Below are 14,486 nucleotides of genomic sequence, written 5' to 3'. Positions count from 1 at the left end.
GTAAGCTCCGCGAGCTGGGCCGCGCCCGTGTGGAAGCGCCGGACCGGATCAAACATCGTTAGGCTTGCGCGAAACTGGCGCTGTGTAGCCGGATCCGATCGGACGCGCGCTCAGGCCTGGATCGCCCGGGCGAGTTCGGCGAAGGCGTCTCGGCTTTCGGGCGCATCGGTGGTCTGGCGCAGCGCCTCGTAGATGCGCGGCGCGAGCAGGACCGCCTTGTCGAGTTCGGGATCGCCGCCGGCCTGGTAGCCGCCCATAAGGCGCAGGTCGCGCGTGTCCTCGAAGCGGGCGAGGAGCGCGCGCAGCTTGCGGACCAGTTCGCGCTGGTCGGGAGTCCAGACCAATTCCGCGAGGCGCGAGATCGAGGCGAGGACGTTCACCGCGGGAAAGCGCCCCTCATGGGCGATTGCGCGATCGAGCACGATATGACCGTCGAGCGTGCCGCGAATGGCGTCGGCCACGGGATCGTTGTGGTCGTCGCCGTCGACCAGAACCGAGAAGACGGCGGTGATGGAGCCGGCGCCCTCCGGCCCGGGGCCGGCGCGTTCAAGCAGCTTTGGCAGCGAGGAGAAGACGCTCGGAGCATAGCCGCGCGCCACCGCCGGCTCGCCCGCGGCGAGCGCGACGTCCCGCGCCGCATGGGCGTAGCGCGTCACGCTATCGACGATCAGCAGCACGGACTCGCCGAGGTCGCGGAAATATTCCGCGGCGGCGAGCGCGGCTTGGGGCGCGAGGCGCCGCATCATCGGGCTCTCGTCGCTGGTCGCGACGACGACGACGGAGCGGTGCCGGTTCGGCGCCAGTGGGCCTTCGAGGAATTCGCGCACCTCGCGGCCGCGCTCGCCCACCAGAGCGACCACGATTGTGTCGAATCCGGTGCAGCGCGCCAGCATGGCGAGCAAGGTCGACTTGCCGACACCGGAGCCGGCGAAGATGCCCATACGCTGGCCTTTGCAAAGCGGGGTGAACAGATCGATGACGCGCACCCCGGTGCGCAGCGGGGTGTCGACGCGGGCCCGCCGCATGGCGGCGGGCGGCTCGGCATCCAGCGGCATCCGGGTTTCGCCGCGGGGCAGGACGCCCTCTTCATCGAGCGGGGCACCGAGCGCATTGACGACGCGGCCTTTCCAGCTCCTGTCGGGCGAGAGGGAGAGGGCGCCCATTCGGAAGGCGGTGGCGCCGATCCCGATTTGGACGCGCTCGTCGAACGGCTTGACGGTCGCCGCAGCGCCGTCGATCCGCACCACCTCGCCGATGCTCGTGCGCCCGTCCTGCGCGATGCCGACGCGGTCGCCGAGGCGGACATGCTTCGACAGGCCGGCGACGCGAACATGGGTCGGCGCGACTTCGCGCACATGGCCGGCCACCCGCACCAGCGGCGTCTCCTCGCGCGCCGCATTCACCGCGGCGGCGAGCCGCGCCAGGGCGTTGCCGCTCGTCATGTGCCGGGTCCGAGCGACGTGATCGCCTGCTGAGTCAGATCCTCGCTCTGCTGCACCGCCATGGCCGCGCTCTCGAAGGCGCGCTGAACCATGATCATCTTGGTCATTTCGAGGATCGGATCGACGTTGGCGCCCTCGATATAGCCCTGACGCAGGCCCTTGCCGGTGAAGTCGATGATCGGCGCGGCCTGTCCGTCGGGGATGAGGCCGGAATTGCCGTAACGGGCGATCTGCGCGCCGGCCGGCATCTCGAACAGCCCGATGCTGCCGACCGTGCGCCCGGCCTGCGTGATCGCGCCATCCATGCCGATCTCGACTTGTCCCGCAGCGGGATCGAGCAGGATCGCCGTCCCGCCGGGATCGAGCACGGCGTGGCCTGCGACCGATTTGAGTTCGCCGGTCGCTGTCATTTGGAGGCGGCCGTCGCGGGTGAGGACGCGCCCCCCCGGGGTCTGCAAGGCCAGCCAGACGTCGCCCTGCACCGCAACGTCGAGTGGGTTTCCGGAATACGTCACCTGGCCCGACCGCAGCGAGGTGTAGGCTTGGCCAGCCGAGGCGAAGGCAACGCCGTCAGGTCCGGGCTTCGACATGAGAGTCTCGAACCGGACTTCCTCGGCGCGATAGCCGGGCGTGTTCATGTTGGCGAGATTGACGGCGATGGTCGACATGCGCCGCTCCATCGTCATCTGGGCGGAGAGCGCGATATGGACTCCGGAACTCATCCTCAGCCTCCGTAGCGCAGATTGATGAGCGACATGGACGTGTTCAGGCCGAGCGAGCCGCTCGATGAGCGGGAGGCGAACAAATCGAGGACGGGCGAATAAGATGTCCCCTGCGTCGCGTCCCACATCACGGTGAAGCGCTGGATCAGCCGGTCGACCTTGGCCGGATCCTGCAGGTCGGCGATGTTGAGCGCCTTCTTGACGATGTCCGCCTGCCTTTCGATCGCGGCATTGCCCATCGCGTCGGGGAAGCGGAAGACGGTCTTGGCAACTTTCCAGAGCGCGGGATCGGCAAGCAGGCCATAAGCCGACTTCACCCCCGGCGCGGCACGCTTGAAATAAAGCGCGAGCCGCACGCCGTCATTATCCGCGCCCTGGTCGACCTCCAGCGACTGGCGGACATATTTGTCCACCACGTCCTGCCCGGCGGCCGCGCGCGTCGTGGTGAGGGCGCCGTATTCCTTGAAGTTGAAGGTCTTGGCGAAGTTTAAGAAGCGATCGTCGTTGAGCCGGTTGGCGAACGATTTGGGATCGCTCACCCCCTCGTTCAGGACCTTCCGCATATAGGCCTTGGCGTAGGTCATGTCCTCCAGGCCGAAGGCCTTCATCGCATAAGTGAATACCCGGGTGTTCCTGACGAGGGCGTCGACGTTTTTGATGTCCTTGATGTGCGCGAGATAATATTTGGTCTCGAGCGCCACGACCGGCTCCGCCTGCTTCAGCGCGAGCGTACGGCCGAGATTGCGGGTCAGGGTCTGATACGTGGCGAAGGTCGTATCCATGGCGCACGGCTCCGAAGGACATCCGGCCGCTGTTCCGCGACCATCCTGACGACTGTCTTGCGTCAAGCTTGCGCCGGCCTGACCTCCCGCACTCCAGCCTCGCGCAACCTTCGCGCCCTACACCCTGACCGTCAGCGGAGGGTAGTTCATTGGGCGTCATGATCGGACTTGTGGTCGGCATCGCATCCCTGCTCGGCGGATTCATGGCGATGGGCGGCCATATCGACGTGATCTGGCAGCCGTTCGAATTCGTCATTATCGGCGGGATCGCGCTCGGCACCTTCATCATCGCCAACCCGATGTCCACCATCAAGGACACTGGGGTCAGCATCATGCAGGCGGTGAGCGGGAAGGCACCCAAGCGGAAGGATTTTCTGGCGCTTCTCGGCCTGCTCTACGCGCTGATGCGCGAATTGCGCTCAAAGCCGCGCAACGAGGTCGAGGGGCACATCGACAACCCCCAGGAATCGGCGATCTTCCAGCACTTCCCGACGATTCTGAAGGACAAGGAGCTGACGCAGTATATCTGCGATTATGCCCGCCTGATCGTTATCGGAAATGCCCGTTCGCACGAGATCGAAGCTCTGATGGAGCAGGAGATCTCGACCGTGAAGAAGCATAAGACCAAGCCCGCCGGCGCGGTTTCGACGGTCGCCGAGGCGCTGCCCGCGCTCGGCATCTGCGCGGCGGTGCTCGGCATCGTCAAGGCCATGGGCGCCATCGATCAGCCGCCGGAAGTTCTCGGCCACTACATCGCCTCGGCGTTGATCGGCACCTTCGTCGGTATCTTCATGTCTTATGCGGTGCTCTCGCCGCTCGCAGCCAAGATCAAGCTGGTTCGCGAGAAGCAATGCCAGCCCTTCATCATCGTCAAGCAGTCGCTGATCGCCTACATGAACGGCGCGCTGCCTCAGATCGCGCTGGAGCACGGACGCAAGACCATCTCCGCCGGCGATCGTCCGTCCATCGACGAGGTCGAGAACGAAGCGATCTCCAACGTTCCTTCCTCCAGCGCGATGCAGCAGGCGGCCTGACATGAGCACGGCGACCTCCCACCCCGACATCCGGGACATGTTGCTCGACGCAGCCGGCCTGTCCCTCGACAAGCTGCCGATGCTGCACGTCATCTTCGATCGCATGACGACCCATTGCGCGGAAAGCCTGCGGCAGTTTGCGGCCTCCCAGGCCTATTATTCGCTCAGCCATGTCGAGAGCGGCCGGATCGGCGACATGCTCGACGCCTACGAGGCGAACGCGGTGTGCGGGGTGTTCCACGTTCCCGAATGGGACAGCCACGTCATCGTCGGCTTCGATCGCGACCTCGTCTTCACCATGGTCGAAGTGATGTTCGGCGCGGACGGTTCGGAGCCGCCGGTGGACGACGAGCGCGGCTTCTCAAATATCGAGATGCGCATTTCGCAGGCCCTGTTCGAGCAGGTGGCGAAGGCGCTCAGCACGTCTTTCGCTCTGGTCAAAAAGGCCAGTTTCACCTTCGAGCGGCAAGAGACGCGGATGGAGTTCGCGGTCATCGGCCGTCGGAACAATCTCTGTGTCGCCGCGAAATTCCTGCTCCAGGCGATCAATCGCGGCGGCGAGATGTTCGTCATCATCCCCCAATCGGCGCTTACCCCGATGCGCCAAACCCTGTCGCGTTCGACAGCCGGAGAGGGCACGGCCCGCGATCCGGTCTGGACGCGCCATATCCGCACCGAGGTCAACCGCGCCGAGGTGTCGTTGCGGGCGATCCTCGAGGAGCGCCAGATCACGCTCGGCGAAGTCGCCGACCTGAAGGTGGGCGACGTGCTCCAGCTCCAGGCGACGCCGCGCAGCAAAGTGAAGCTCGAAAGCAGCGATCAGCCGCTGTTCTGGTGCCATCTCGGCCAGGCCGAAGGCGCCTATGTCGTGCGTATCGAAGACCTCATCGATCTCGAGCAGGAGTTCCTGGATGACATCCTTCCCCGTTGATCTCCTGCTGCTCGCCGCTTTGGTGGTGACCAGCGGGCTCGTCATCATGCTGCGCCGGCGACTGAAGGCGCTCCGCGCAAGCCAGGCGGATTACGAGCAGATGCTCGGAAAGACCACTGCCGCCTTCGAAGCCGCGCGGGAGGCTGTCATCGCACTCAACGGCGAGGGTCGCGCTTTGGTCACCGATCTTGGCAGCCGGATCGAAGAGGCCCAGCGGCTTCTCGCCGAACTCGACCGCCGCGACCGGGCGGCGGCGCCCCAGCGCATCCCCGTCCGCGTGATCCATTCCGACCGCCGCTGATCCGGCACCGTCTCAGACATTCGAGGAAACCATGCCCCCGTCTCTCGCCTCCGACGATCTCGAACCGTTCGACACCACGCCACCGGCCAAGAGCCGGGCCGAGGTGCCCGAGACTTTCGGCGCTGGCCGCGGCCTCGATTCGCTGCTGCGCGTGCCGGTCACCATGCAGGTCGTCCTCGGCTCCGCCTCCATGCCGGTGGCCCAGCTCATGAAGCTGGGCCGCGGCGCGGTCGTGCCGCTCGACCACCGGGTCGGCGAGCCGGTCGACATCGTCGTCAACGGGCGGATCATCGCCCGTGGCGAGGTGGTCGTGGTCGAGGACGACACGTCCCGCTTCGGGGTCTCGCTCACCGAGATCGTCGGACCGGGCGGCGGCGAAGTGGCCGGCTGAGGCCCGCCGCCATGTCCGCCACGGCTGTCCGAGGCCCCCGCCCCCTCCAAGGCATCGACCGGGTTGCCGCGCTGCTCATGACCATGGGCAAGCCCGTGGCGAGCCGGCTGATGCAATATTTTGATCCCGACGAGATCAAGCTGGTCACGCGGGCGATCTCCGACATGCGCCCCATCACCACGGCGCAGATCGAATCGGCGGTGGAGGATTTCGCCACGCAGTTCGTTGCGGGCGCGAACGTGGTCGGCAGTCCGGGCGATGTCGAGCGCATGCTCGCCGGGTTCATGCCGCCGGAAAAAGTCAGCGAGATCATGAGCGACGTCCTCGGGGCGGCCAATCATTCGATCTGGGATCGTATTTCCGGCGTCTCCGAGACCATCATCGCGACCTATATTCTGAAGGAGCATCCCCAGGTCGCAGCGCTGGTTCTGTCCAAGGTCAAGCCAGCCTGTGCCGCCAAGGTGATGAGCCATCTGCCGGAGCACGTGCGCAACGGCATCATGCGGCGGATGCTGACGGTGAAGCCGATCGTCGACGAGACGATGCGCATCATCGAGAACACCATCCATGAGGACTTCATGATGAATCTGGCGCGCAACGCGGCGGCCGATACCCATGCGCGCATCGCCGACATCATCAACAAGATGGAGCGCAACGACATGGATGCGGTTCTCCAGAGTCTTGCCTCGACGCGGCCGAAGTCAGCGGAAATCCTGAAGGGTCTGCTGTTCACCTTCGACGACATCGTCCATCTGCCGCCGCGCGCGCGCACCACGCTGTTCGATAAGGTGCCGCCCGACAAGACCGTGCTCGCGCTCAAGGGAACCGAGCCGGAATTCCGCGAGATCATCCTGCAATCGCTCGGCGCACGGGTGAGACGCATGATCGAGCAGGAACTCCAGGGCGGCGAGCCGTCGTCCCAGCGCGACGTTCAAGAGGCCCGCCGCGCCATCACCGACCTGGCCCTCGATCTGGCGGGCAAGGGCGAGATCGAACTCAATTCCGGCGCCGAAGACGACGCCTACGTTCGTTAGGCCCGACCGATGTCCGACCAAGACAAGGAGAGCAAGACCGAGGACGCGAGCGAGAAGAAGATCTCCGACGCGGTCGAAAAGGGCAATGTGCCGTTCTCGCGCGAGGCGACCCTGTTCGCGAGTCTCCTCGGAATCCTCGCCAGTCTCGCTTTTGTCGCCGGGCCGCAGAGTGCCGTATTGGCGGAGGCCTTAGCGCGGTTCATCGACGATCCCGCCGGCTATCCCCTTGGCAATGGCGAAGATGCGCAGGCGCTGCTGTGGATGGTCGCAGCGGCGATGGGCACCTTCCTGTTGCCTGCGGTCGCGGCGCTGGCGCTCGCCGGCCTCGTCGCGTCGTTGTTTCAGAACACGCCCAGTATGGTGCTCGACCGCATCACGCCGCAATGGTCGCGGGTGTCGCCGACCCGCGGCTGGACGCGCATCTTCGGATCTCACGGCCAGGTGGAATTCGGCAAGTCGCTGTTCAAGTTCGCCGTGATCGCCGCGGTCTGCGGCACGCTCATCGCCTCCGAGCAGGGGCGGGTGCTCGACGCGGTGTTTACCGACCCGATCCAATTGCCCGCGACCATGCTGTCGCTCGCCACGCGCCTGATTTCGGCGGTGTGCGTTGTCACCATCCTCCTGGTGGCGGTGGATCTCGTCTGGTCCCGCCTCAAATGGCGGCAGGAACTGCGCATGACCAAGCAGGAGGTCAAGGAGGAGTTCCGCCAGTCGGAAGGTGATCCGATGGTCAAGGCGCGCATGCGCTCTCTCGCCCAGGAGCGGGCGCGCCGCCGAATGATGAACGCAGTACCCAATGCCTCCCTGGTGATCGCCAATCCGACCCACTACGCCATCGCGTTGCGCTACGACCGCACCAAAGGCGGGGCGCCGCTCGTGGTCGCCAAGGGCCTCGACCTGATCGCCCTGAAAATCCGCGAGATCGCCGAGCGAAACGGCGTGCCCGTGATCGAGGACAAGCAGCTCGCTCGTGCGATGTACGATGCGGTCGAAGTCGACAAATGGATTCCCCCTGAATTTTACCGACCCGTGGCCAATATTCTATATTACATTTATTCTCGGGGGAAAAATGGCCGCCTCAAGTCGTAACAGATACTTCGACGCTCGGGCGCTGCCCCTTGAGGTGGTGTTTCCCTACGAACAGCTCCTCGCCGAAAGTCTGAGGGGCTTTCTTGGCGAACTGTGCCTGACCAGTTCCGAGGTGATCCTTGCTTATGTCGACGGAGAGCAGGCGGAAAATATCGGCGATCTCGTTGCGTCCTCCGCGGAGCTGACGCTGAAGCCAGGGCTGTTGCGCTATGGCCGGGGCGCGACGATCGATTCCACCTTCGGCTGCCCCCCCGAACTTTCGATCGATCTCGAACTGCATCATGCGAGCCTCGCGGCCTATTTCCGCGTCGTCTTCGAGGCACAGGCGGTCGGGGTGCGGATGGATGGCATCTTGTTCCGCGATGCGCTGGGCGCGCCCGAGGACAATTTCCGGCGCTTCGCAGTTGCGCTGGCGGAGTGCCGGCTCGCCAATCAATAGCGCCGGCGCCGGCCAGCTTCGTGCAAGGTTGCCGGCCTAAGGTCCTTGCGAACGGTGCGGAGACCTTCCTTGGACCCCATCTACCTCTTCGGACTCGCCTCGCGGCATGCCCAATGGGCATCGCTGCGCCAGGCGACCATCGCCGGCAACATCGCCCAGGCCGACATCCCCGGCTACAAGGCGCGCGACGTCGAGGCGTTCTCGAGCGTCCTCGCAAAAACCCAGTTGCGCATGGCGCAGACCGATGACGGGCACGTCGACGTGCGTGGCGTCGACGCGCGCCAGTCGCGCATCGAAGGGCGGGACAGCTGGGACGTCACTCTGTCGGGAAATTCGGTCAGCCTCGATCAGGAAATGATCAAGGCCGACGAGGTCAACCGCGCCTATTCGCTCGACATAAACATCATGCGCTCGTTCCACCGCATGCTGCTGACTAGCGTGAGGTCGTGACATGTTCGATCCGCTGAAGGCCACCACCCGCATCGCGAGTTCCGGCCTCGAGGCCCAGGGCGCCCGCATGCGGGTCGTCGCCCAGAATCTCGCCAATTCCCGTTCCACCGGTGCGACGCCGGGCGCCGATCCCTACACCCGCAAGACGGTCCAGATCGCCGGCCAGTTCGACCGGATGGTCGGCGCCGAACTCGTCGCCGTGAAGGCGGTCGGCACGGATGCGACGCCGTTCCGGGTCGAGCACGATCCCGGCAATCCCGCGGCCGATGCCGAGGGCAACGTCAAGTATCCGAACGTCGACATGACGGTCGAGATGGCCGACATGCGCGAAGCCAGCCGCTCTTATTCGGCGAACCTGCAAATGATCAAGCAGGCGCGCTCCCTGGTTGCCATGACCATCGATCTCCTGAGGGCCGGCTGATGATCGACGCGATCTCTTCCTTTTCCAGCCAAGTCCGCGGCCCCGGTCTCTCCGGCGCGGCGTCCACCGCCTCGACCGCGCCTGCGGCCGGTGCCACCGGTGCCGCGAGCTTCGGCGACGTCCTCGCAGAGGTCTCTTCCGGCGCAGTGTCGACGCTGAAGGCGGGCGAGGCGGCAGCCATCTCCGGCATCGAGGGCAAGGCCTCGGTGCAACGGGTGGTCGAAGCCATCATGTCGGCGGAGCAGACGCTCCAGACCGCGGTTGCGGTCCGCGACAAGGTGGTCTCAGCCTACCAAGAAATTTCCCGAATGGCGATCTGAGGACGCATCATGAGAGCATTGGCCATCGCCGCCACCGGCATGAGCGCGCAGCAGACCAATCTGGAGGTGATCGCAAACAACATTGCGAACATCAACACGACGGGCTTCAAGCGTGCGCGCGCGGAATTCACCGATCTGCTCTATCAGGCCGAGCGCGCGCAGGGGGTTCCGAATGTCGACGGTGCGCTGCCGGTGCCAGAAGGTGCGCTGGTCGGGCTCGGCGTCCACACCGTGGGTGTGCGCAATCTGCACATGCAAGGCCCTCTCGCCAATACCGGAAACCCGCTCGATCTCGCGATCAACGGGCGCGGCTGGTTCCAGGTGACCAGCCCCGGCGGCGACACGCTCTATACCCGCGCCGGGGCGTTCTCCAAAGGACCGAACGGCGAACTCGTCACCGCCGACGGCTATCTCGTCGAGCCGGCCATCACCTTTCCGGTCGATACGACCGAGATCGTCATCAACGAATCCGGCAATGTCTACGCCAAGCGCGCCGGCCAGCCGCTGCCGCAGCTTCTCGGCCAGCTCACTTTGGCGAGCTTCGCCAATGATGCCGGGCTGGAGCCGCTCGGCAATAATCTCTACCGCGAGACGGCGGCTTCCGGGCAGCCGGTGACGGGTCCGGCCGCCGATGGCGGGTTTGGCAAGATCAACCAGGCCTATCTGGAATCCTCGAACGTCGATCCGGTGAAGGAAATCACCGAGCTGATCTCGGCGCAGCGCGCCTACGAGATGAATTCCAAGGTGATCCAGGCGGCGGACGAAATGGCCGCTACCGTCTCGAAGGGTATCCGCTGATGCGCGCCCGCGCGGCCGCCTTGGCCCTTGTCATCTGCTTTGGTGCCGATCCGCTGGCGGCGCAGACTTTGGCGGACCTCGCCGCGCAGGCCCGCGCCGCGGTGCAGGCGGCATCGCCGCAGCCTGCGCCGCAGGCCGCCGCGCCCGCCATTTTGGCGCCGAACGAGGTGCGCATTCCGGTCCCCGCGGAGACCATCGGCGCCGGCGACATCATTTCGAACGATATGCTGGAGGACCGCACGATTCCGACGGCGGCGCTCAACCGCTATCCCGCCGCCGTCAGCCGCGCTGCGCTGGTTGGAAAGATGGCGCGGCGCATGCTCGTCGCCGGTCATCCGGTGCCGGCCAATGCAGTCGCCGAGCCGAAGCTCGTGACGCGCGGCGTCCCGGCGCAAATCCGCTTCGAAGAAAGCGGGCTGGCGATCCGCGCCATCGGGCTGCCGCTCGAGTCCGGGATCGCAGGTGCCGTGATCCGTCTCAAGAATATCGACAGCAACCAAATCGTGACCGGCACCGTCCAGTCCGACGGCAGCGTAAAGGTGGGCGGGTGATGCGCCGGTCTCTTCTCGCGCTACTCGTCCTGGCCTGTGCCGGGTTCGCCGCGACACCCGCCGCGGCGCTGACGCGGATCAAGGATATCTCGACCATCCAGGGCGTGCGCGACAATCAATTGATCGGCTACGGCCTCGTCATGGGCCTCCAGGGCACCGGCGACACGCTGCGCAATTCGCCGTTCACCGAGCAGGCGCTCCAGTCGATGCTCGATCGCATGGGCATCAACATCAAGGGCGTGCCGCTGCGGGCGCGCAACATCGCCGCCGTGATCGTCACCGCCAATCTGCCCGCCTTCGCCGGGACCGGCTCGCGGATCGACATCACCGTCTCTTCGGTGGGAGACGCCACCTCCCTGAAGGGCGGGACGCTGCTTCTCACTCCACTCTCGGGAAGCGATGGTCAGGTCTATGCGGTCGGGCAGGGGCAGCTCGCTGTGTCCGGCTTCGTCGTTCAGGGGCAGGCGGAGAGCCTCACCCAGGGCGTGCCGACGTCCGGCCGGATTCCGAACGGCGCCTTGGTCGAGCGGCAGATTCCCGGACAGCTCAGGGACCTGCCCGAGATCGTGGTCGAGTTGGACAATCCCGACTTCAAGACCGCCGCCCGCGTCGTCGACGCGATCAACGCCTATACCCGGGCGCGCTTCGGCAAGACGCTGGCGCGCGAGCGCGATCTGCGCACCATTACGGTGCAGCGCCCCGCCAATCTCAGCACGGCCAGGTTCCTGGCCGATATCGGTGATCTCGGCGTGGTGCCGGACACCCCCGCCCGGGTGGTCGTGGACCAGCGCACCGGGACCGTGGTGATCGGCCAGAACGTCCAGGTGTCGACCGTCGCCATCACCCAGGGCAACCTCACCGTCACCGTGACCGAGACTCCCATCGTTTCGCAGCCCGCGCCCTTCTCTGACGGCGAGACGGTGGTGGTGCCTCGCACCCAGGTCACGGCGGAAGAGACCGGTGGCTACCTCTCGATTGTGCGGGGGCCGGACCTCCAGACCCTCGTCCGCGGCATGAACCGGATGGGCATGCGCCCCTCGGACATCATCTCGGTGCTGCAGGCCATCAAGACGGCCGGCGCCCTCCAGGCGGAGCTAGTGGTCCAATGACGCGTGCCTTCACCCTCGGCCTCGTCCTTCTTCCCCTGATGGCAGCGGGTGGTCTCGCCCAGTCGGCGCCGCAGGCCCGCGACGAGGGAACGGACGCCAATGCGGCGCAATATTGCGCCGGCATCGCCAATGCCGCGGCGGACGCCCGCTTTGCGCGCCAGGCGAGTGCGCTCGCCGCGATGGAAAAGGAAATCGAAGAGCGCATTGCCAAGCTCGAGGCGAAGCGCGCCGAGTATCAGCAATGGCTGCAGCGGCGCGAGACCTTCCTGAAGAAGGCGGATGAATCGCTCGTCGCGGTCATCACCCAGATGCGCCCCGACGCCGCCGCCGCCCAGCTCACCGCCATGAGCGAGGATGCCGCCTCGGCGATCCTCACCCGGCTCTCGGCCCGCACCGCGAGCGCGATCCTCAACGAGATGGACCCGACGCGCGCGGCGCAACTCGCGACCATCATCGCCGGCATGTCCCGGCGCAATCCCAATGAAGGCAAGCCGGGATGAGATACGCCCTTTTGACGCTCGCGGCCCTGTCTCTGGGTGGATGCCAGACGACCTATGACAGCCTCGCTTTCGGGCCGACTTTGACGCCCGTCGGACACGGGCTCGAAACGCCGCGCGACGCCCTGCCGATCACCTTCACCCCGCCGGTGCAGCGGACTTTCCGCTCGACCTGGAACATGAACGGTCAAAGCATGTATCGCGACCTGCGTGCGTCGCAGGTCGGCGACGTGCTCACCGTCACGATCGCCATCGACGACAAGGCGCAGTTCGACAATCAGAGCGATCGCTCGCGCAATGCCGCCTCCAAGCTCGGGGTCGATACCGCTTTGACCATGTCGGGCTTCGGCCGCGGCGCGAATGCCGGCGCGTTGGCGGGCGACCTCAACATCAATTCCGACACCAGCACGAAGGGCAAGGGCTCGATCGACAGGTCCGAGAAGCTGCGCATCTCGGTGGCGGTGGTGGTGACCGAGGTTCTGCCGAACGGCAATCTCCTGATCAGCGGGTCGCAGGAAGTGCTCGTCAATTACGAGGTGCGGGTGCTGAACCTCGCCGGCATCGTCAATCCGCTGAATATTTCGAGCAACAACATCATTCCGTACGACAAGATCGCCGAGGCGCGGATCTCCTATGCCGGGCGCGGGCGGCTCAACGACGTGCAGCAGCCGGCGTGGGGGCAGCGGCTCTACGATGCCGTCGTGCCGTTCTGAGGGGAGGGGAGAATGGCAAAGCCTGCACCCAAGGCGGCGGCTCCGGCGGCCGGCGGCGCGAAGAAGAGCGGCGGGCTGTTCCTTGCCCTCGCCATCCTGACCCTGCTCGCCGCCGCAACCGGTGGCGGTATCGGGGTTCAGCTCGCCTCGACCGTCAAGCAGGTCGTGGTCGACCAGGCCAAGGCCGCACCCGCCCAGATCGAGGCGCCGCAATTGCGCTATTCCGGGGATCTGATTCTTGAGCCACTCAAGCCGGTCCTCGCCAATCTTGCGGCACCCGCCAGCACGTGGGTCCGCATCGAGGGCGCGATCGTCTTCAAGAATGGCGCCTTGCCCAATCCGCAGGTCGCGGCGGCGGAAATCCGCGAGGACATTCTGACCTATGTGCGCACCCTCACCCTGAGCCAACTCGAAGGACCGAGCGCGTTGCAGAACCTGCGCGAGGACATGACCGAGCGTGCCAAACTTCGGACCGAGGGCAAACTCACGGAGCTGATCATCGAAACGCTGGTGGTGCAGTGACCCGGTCTGCGGCGCGTGCGCCCAACCGAGGGCGGGCCATGCTCGCCTGCGCCCTTCTCGTCGGCCTCACGGCACTGATCGCCGGGCCGGCGGCGGCACAGACCGCCGGGCAGATTCCGGCGCTCGACACCCTGCTTCAGCAGAGCGGCGGGGGCGCGGCGTCCGGGCGCATCGTCCAGCTCGTCGCCCTCATCACCGTGCTGTCGGTTGCGCCGGGACTGCTGATCATGACGACCAGCTTCACCCGGTTCGTCATCGCCTTCGCCTTCCTGCGCTCGGGTCTCGGGCTGCAATCGACGCCGGCCAATCTGGTGCTGATTTCGCTCTCGCTCTTCATGACTTTCTACGTCATGGCGCCGACATTCGACCGCGCCTGGCAGGAAGGGGTCAAGCCGCTCACCGAGCAGGAGATCACCGAGGAGGAGGCGTTCCAGCGCATCGCCGATCCATTCCGCGACTTCATGCTCGCCCATGTCCGGCCGAAGGATCTCCAGATGTTCGCCGATCTCGCAGCGAACAACGCCAAGCCGGCCCCGCCGGGCGCCGGCCTTCCCGCGCCGGCCATTCCAGGTGCCTCCGCCGAGGCCAAGGTGGAGATGCGCATCCTGATTCCGGCCTTCATGATTTCCGAACTGCGACGTGGCTTCGAGATCGGATTCCTGATCGTGCTGCCGTTCCTGATCATCGATCTCGTGGTGGCGACCCTCGTCATGTCCATGGGCATGATGATGATGCCGCCGGCGGTGATCTCGCTGCCGTTTAAGGTGCTTTTCTTCATCCTGATCGATGGCTGGAGCCTGCTCGTCGGCAGCCTGGTGCGTTCCTTCTACTGAGGTCTGGTGGCATCTTCACCGACACGTTCCGCCACACCCCAATGCTTTCCGAACGCCGCCCCCGCAAAGGGCGGCGTTTTTTTGCGCTCGCAGCGGCGCCGGCGAAG

General features: G+C 65.7%; 20 protein-coding genes. 17 read left to right on the top strand and 3 right to left on the bottom strand.

Annotated elements, in window-relative coordinates; all coding sequences use genetic code 11:
* Nucleotides 1–110 precede the first annotated feature (110 nt).
* From fliI to EDC64_RS02315, 3 genes are read right to left on the bottom strand one after another with little or no spacing between them, the layout of a single operon-like run.
* The gene (fliI, locus tag EDC64_RS02325) at nt 111–1,442 is read right to left on the bottom strand and encodes a flagellar protein export ATPase FliI (protein WP_132029444.1); all 1,332 of its coding nucleotides are present in this window, start codon (nt 1,440–1,442) and stop codon (nt 111–113) included.
* The gene (flgF, locus tag EDC64_RS02320; protein ID WP_132029442.1) at nt 1,439–2,164 is read right to left on the bottom strand and encodes a flagellar basal-body rod protein FlgF; all 726 of its coding nucleotides are present in this window, start codon (nt 2,162–2,164) and stop codon (nt 1,439–1,441) included. The genes fliI and flgF overlap by 4 nt, the downstream gene beginning before the upstream one ends.
* A gap of 2 nt (nt 2,165–2,166) precedes the next feature.
* Complete coding sequence (locus EDC64_RS02315) at nt 2,167–2,946, bottom strand: DUF1217 domain-containing protein (protein WP_132029441.1); 780 nt, start codon at nt 2,944–2,946, stop codon at nt 2,167–2,169.
* A gap of 149 nt (nt 2,947–3,095) precedes the next feature.
* Here EDC64_RS02315 and motA point away from each other — a divergent pair, with 149 nt between their 5' ends.
* The 17 genes from motA (at nt 3,096) to fliP (ending at nt 14,379) form a co-directional block, all read left to right on the top strand.
* The gene (motA, locus tag EDC64_RS02310) at nt 3,096–3,980 is read left to right on the top strand and encodes a flagellar motor stator protein MotA (protein ID WP_132029439.1); all 885 of its coding nucleotides are present in this window, start codon (nt 3,096–3,098) and stop codon (nt 3,978–3,980) included.
* A gap of 1 nt (nt 3,981) precedes the next feature.
* Entirely contained in the window at nt 3,982–4,911 is a 930-nt protein-coding gene (locus EDC64_RS02305) for a flagellar motor switch protein FliM (protein WP_132029437.1), read from the top strand.
* Entirely contained in the window at nt 4,892–5,212 is a 321-nt protein-coding gene (locus tag EDC64_RS02300; RefSeq protein WP_132029435.1) for a hypothetical protein, read from the top strand. Before EDC64_RS02305 ends, EDC64_RS02300 begins: the two co-directional genes overlap by 20 nt.
* 31 nt (nt 5,213–5,243) lie before the next feature.
* On the top strand, nt 5,244–5,603 hold the full coding sequence (gene fliN / locus EDC64_RS02295) for a flagellar motor switch protein FliN (RefSeq protein WP_132029433.1): 360 nt from the start codon (nt 5,244–5,246) through the stop codon (nt 5,601–5,603).
* Between the two features lie 11 nt (nt 5,604–5,614).
* On the top strand, nt 5,615–6,637 hold the full coding sequence (locus EDC64_RS02290; protein ID WP_132029431.1) for a flagellar motor switch protein FliG: 1,023 nt from the start codon (nt 5,615–5,617) through the stop codon (nt 6,635–6,637).
* Nucleotides 6,638–6,646: 9 nt separating this feature from the next.
* Complete coding sequence (gene flhB, locus EDC64_RS02285; RefSeq protein WP_132029429.1) at nt 6,647–7,726, top strand: flagellar biosynthesis protein FlhB; 1,080 nt, start codon at nt 6,647–6,649, stop codon at nt 7,724–7,726.
* Nucleotides 7,707–8,165: a hypothetical protein gene (locus tag EDC64_RS02280; RefSeq protein WP_132029426.1), complete on the top strand. Its 459-nt coding sequence runs from the start codon at nt 7,707–7,709 to the stop codon at nt 8,163–8,165. The genes flhB and EDC64_RS02280 overlap by 20 nt, the downstream gene beginning before the upstream one ends.
* Before the next feature lie 69 nt (nt 8,166–8,234).
* Nucleotides 8,235–8,615: a flagellar basal body rod protein FlgB gene (gene flgB, locus EDC64_RS02275; protein ID WP_132029423.1), complete on the top strand. Its 381-nt coding sequence runs from the start codon at nt 8,235–8,237 to the stop codon at nt 8,613–8,615.
* Between the two features lies 1 nt (nt 8,616).
* Nucleotides 8,617–9,036: a flagellar basal body rod protein FlgC gene (gene flgC, locus EDC64_RS02270; protein ID WP_132029421.1), complete on the top strand. Its 420-nt coding sequence runs from the start codon at nt 8,617–8,619 to the stop codon at nt 9,034–9,036.
* On the top strand, nt 9,036–9,356 hold the full coding sequence (gene fliE / locus EDC64_RS02265) for a flagellar hook-basal body complex protein FliE (RefSeq protein ID WP_132029418.1): 321 nt from the start codon (nt 9,036–9,038) through the stop codon (nt 9,354–9,356). The genes flgC and fliE overlap by 1 nt, the downstream gene beginning before the upstream one ends.
* A gap of 9 nt (nt 9,357–9,365) precedes the next feature.
* Complete coding sequence (flgG, locus tag EDC64_RS02260; protein WP_132029415.1) at nt 9,366–10,154, top strand: flagellar basal-body rod protein FlgG; 789 nt, start codon at nt 9,366–9,368, stop codon at nt 10,152–10,154.
* Entirely contained in the window at nt 10,154–10,705 is a 552-nt protein-coding gene (gene flgA, locus EDC64_RS02255) for a flagellar basal body P-ring formation chaperone FlgA (RefSeq protein WP_132029412.1), read from the top strand. Before flgG ends, flgA begins: the two co-directional genes overlap by 1 nt.
* A complete protein-coding gene (flgI, locus tag EDC64_RS02250) occupies nt 10,705–11,814 on the top strand; it encodes a flagellar basal body P-ring protein FlgI (protein ID WP_132029409.1) in 1,110 nt (369 codons plus the stop codon). The genes flgA and flgI overlap by 1 nt, the downstream gene beginning before the upstream one ends.
* The gene (locus tag EDC64_RS02245; protein WP_132029406.1) at nt 11,811–12,314 is read left to right on the top strand and encodes a MotE family protein; all 504 of its coding nucleotides are present in this window, start codon (nt 11,811–11,813) and stop codon (nt 12,312–12,314) included. The genes flgI and EDC64_RS02245 overlap by 4 nt, the downstream gene beginning before the upstream one ends.
* Nucleotides 12,311–13,024: a flagellar basal body L-ring protein FlgH gene (locus EDC64_RS02240; protein WP_132029403.1), complete on the top strand. Its 714-nt coding sequence runs from the start codon at nt 12,311–12,313 to the stop codon at nt 13,022–13,024. Before EDC64_RS02245 ends, EDC64_RS02240 begins: the two co-directional genes overlap by 4 nt.
* Nucleotides 13,025–13,036: 12 nt before the next feature.
* Nucleotides 13,037–13,546, top strand: coding sequence for a flagellar basal body-associated FliL family protein (locus EDC64_RS02235; RefSeq protein WP_132029400.1), 510 nt, complete (start codon nt 13,037–13,039; stop codon nt 13,544–13,546).
* 38 nt (nt 13,547–13,584) lie between these two features.
* Nucleotides 13,585–14,379: a flagellar type III secretion system pore protein FliP gene (gene fliP, locus EDC64_RS02230; protein ID WP_132029397.1), complete on the top strand. Its 795-nt coding sequence runs from the start codon at nt 13,585–13,587 to the stop codon at nt 14,377–14,379.
* The last annotated feature ends 107 nt before the right edge of the window (nt 14,380–14,486 follow it).

It is taken from the genome of Aquabacter spiritensis, from assembly GCF_004346185.1.
GTDB classification, from domain to species: domain Bacteria; phylum Pseudomonadota; class Alphaproteobacteria; order Rhizobiales; family Xanthobacteraceae; genus Aquabacter; species Aquabacter spiritensis.
The sequence above is the reverse complement of the archived record's forward strand: the minus strand, read 5'-3'. Positions and strand labels throughout refer to the sequence as shown.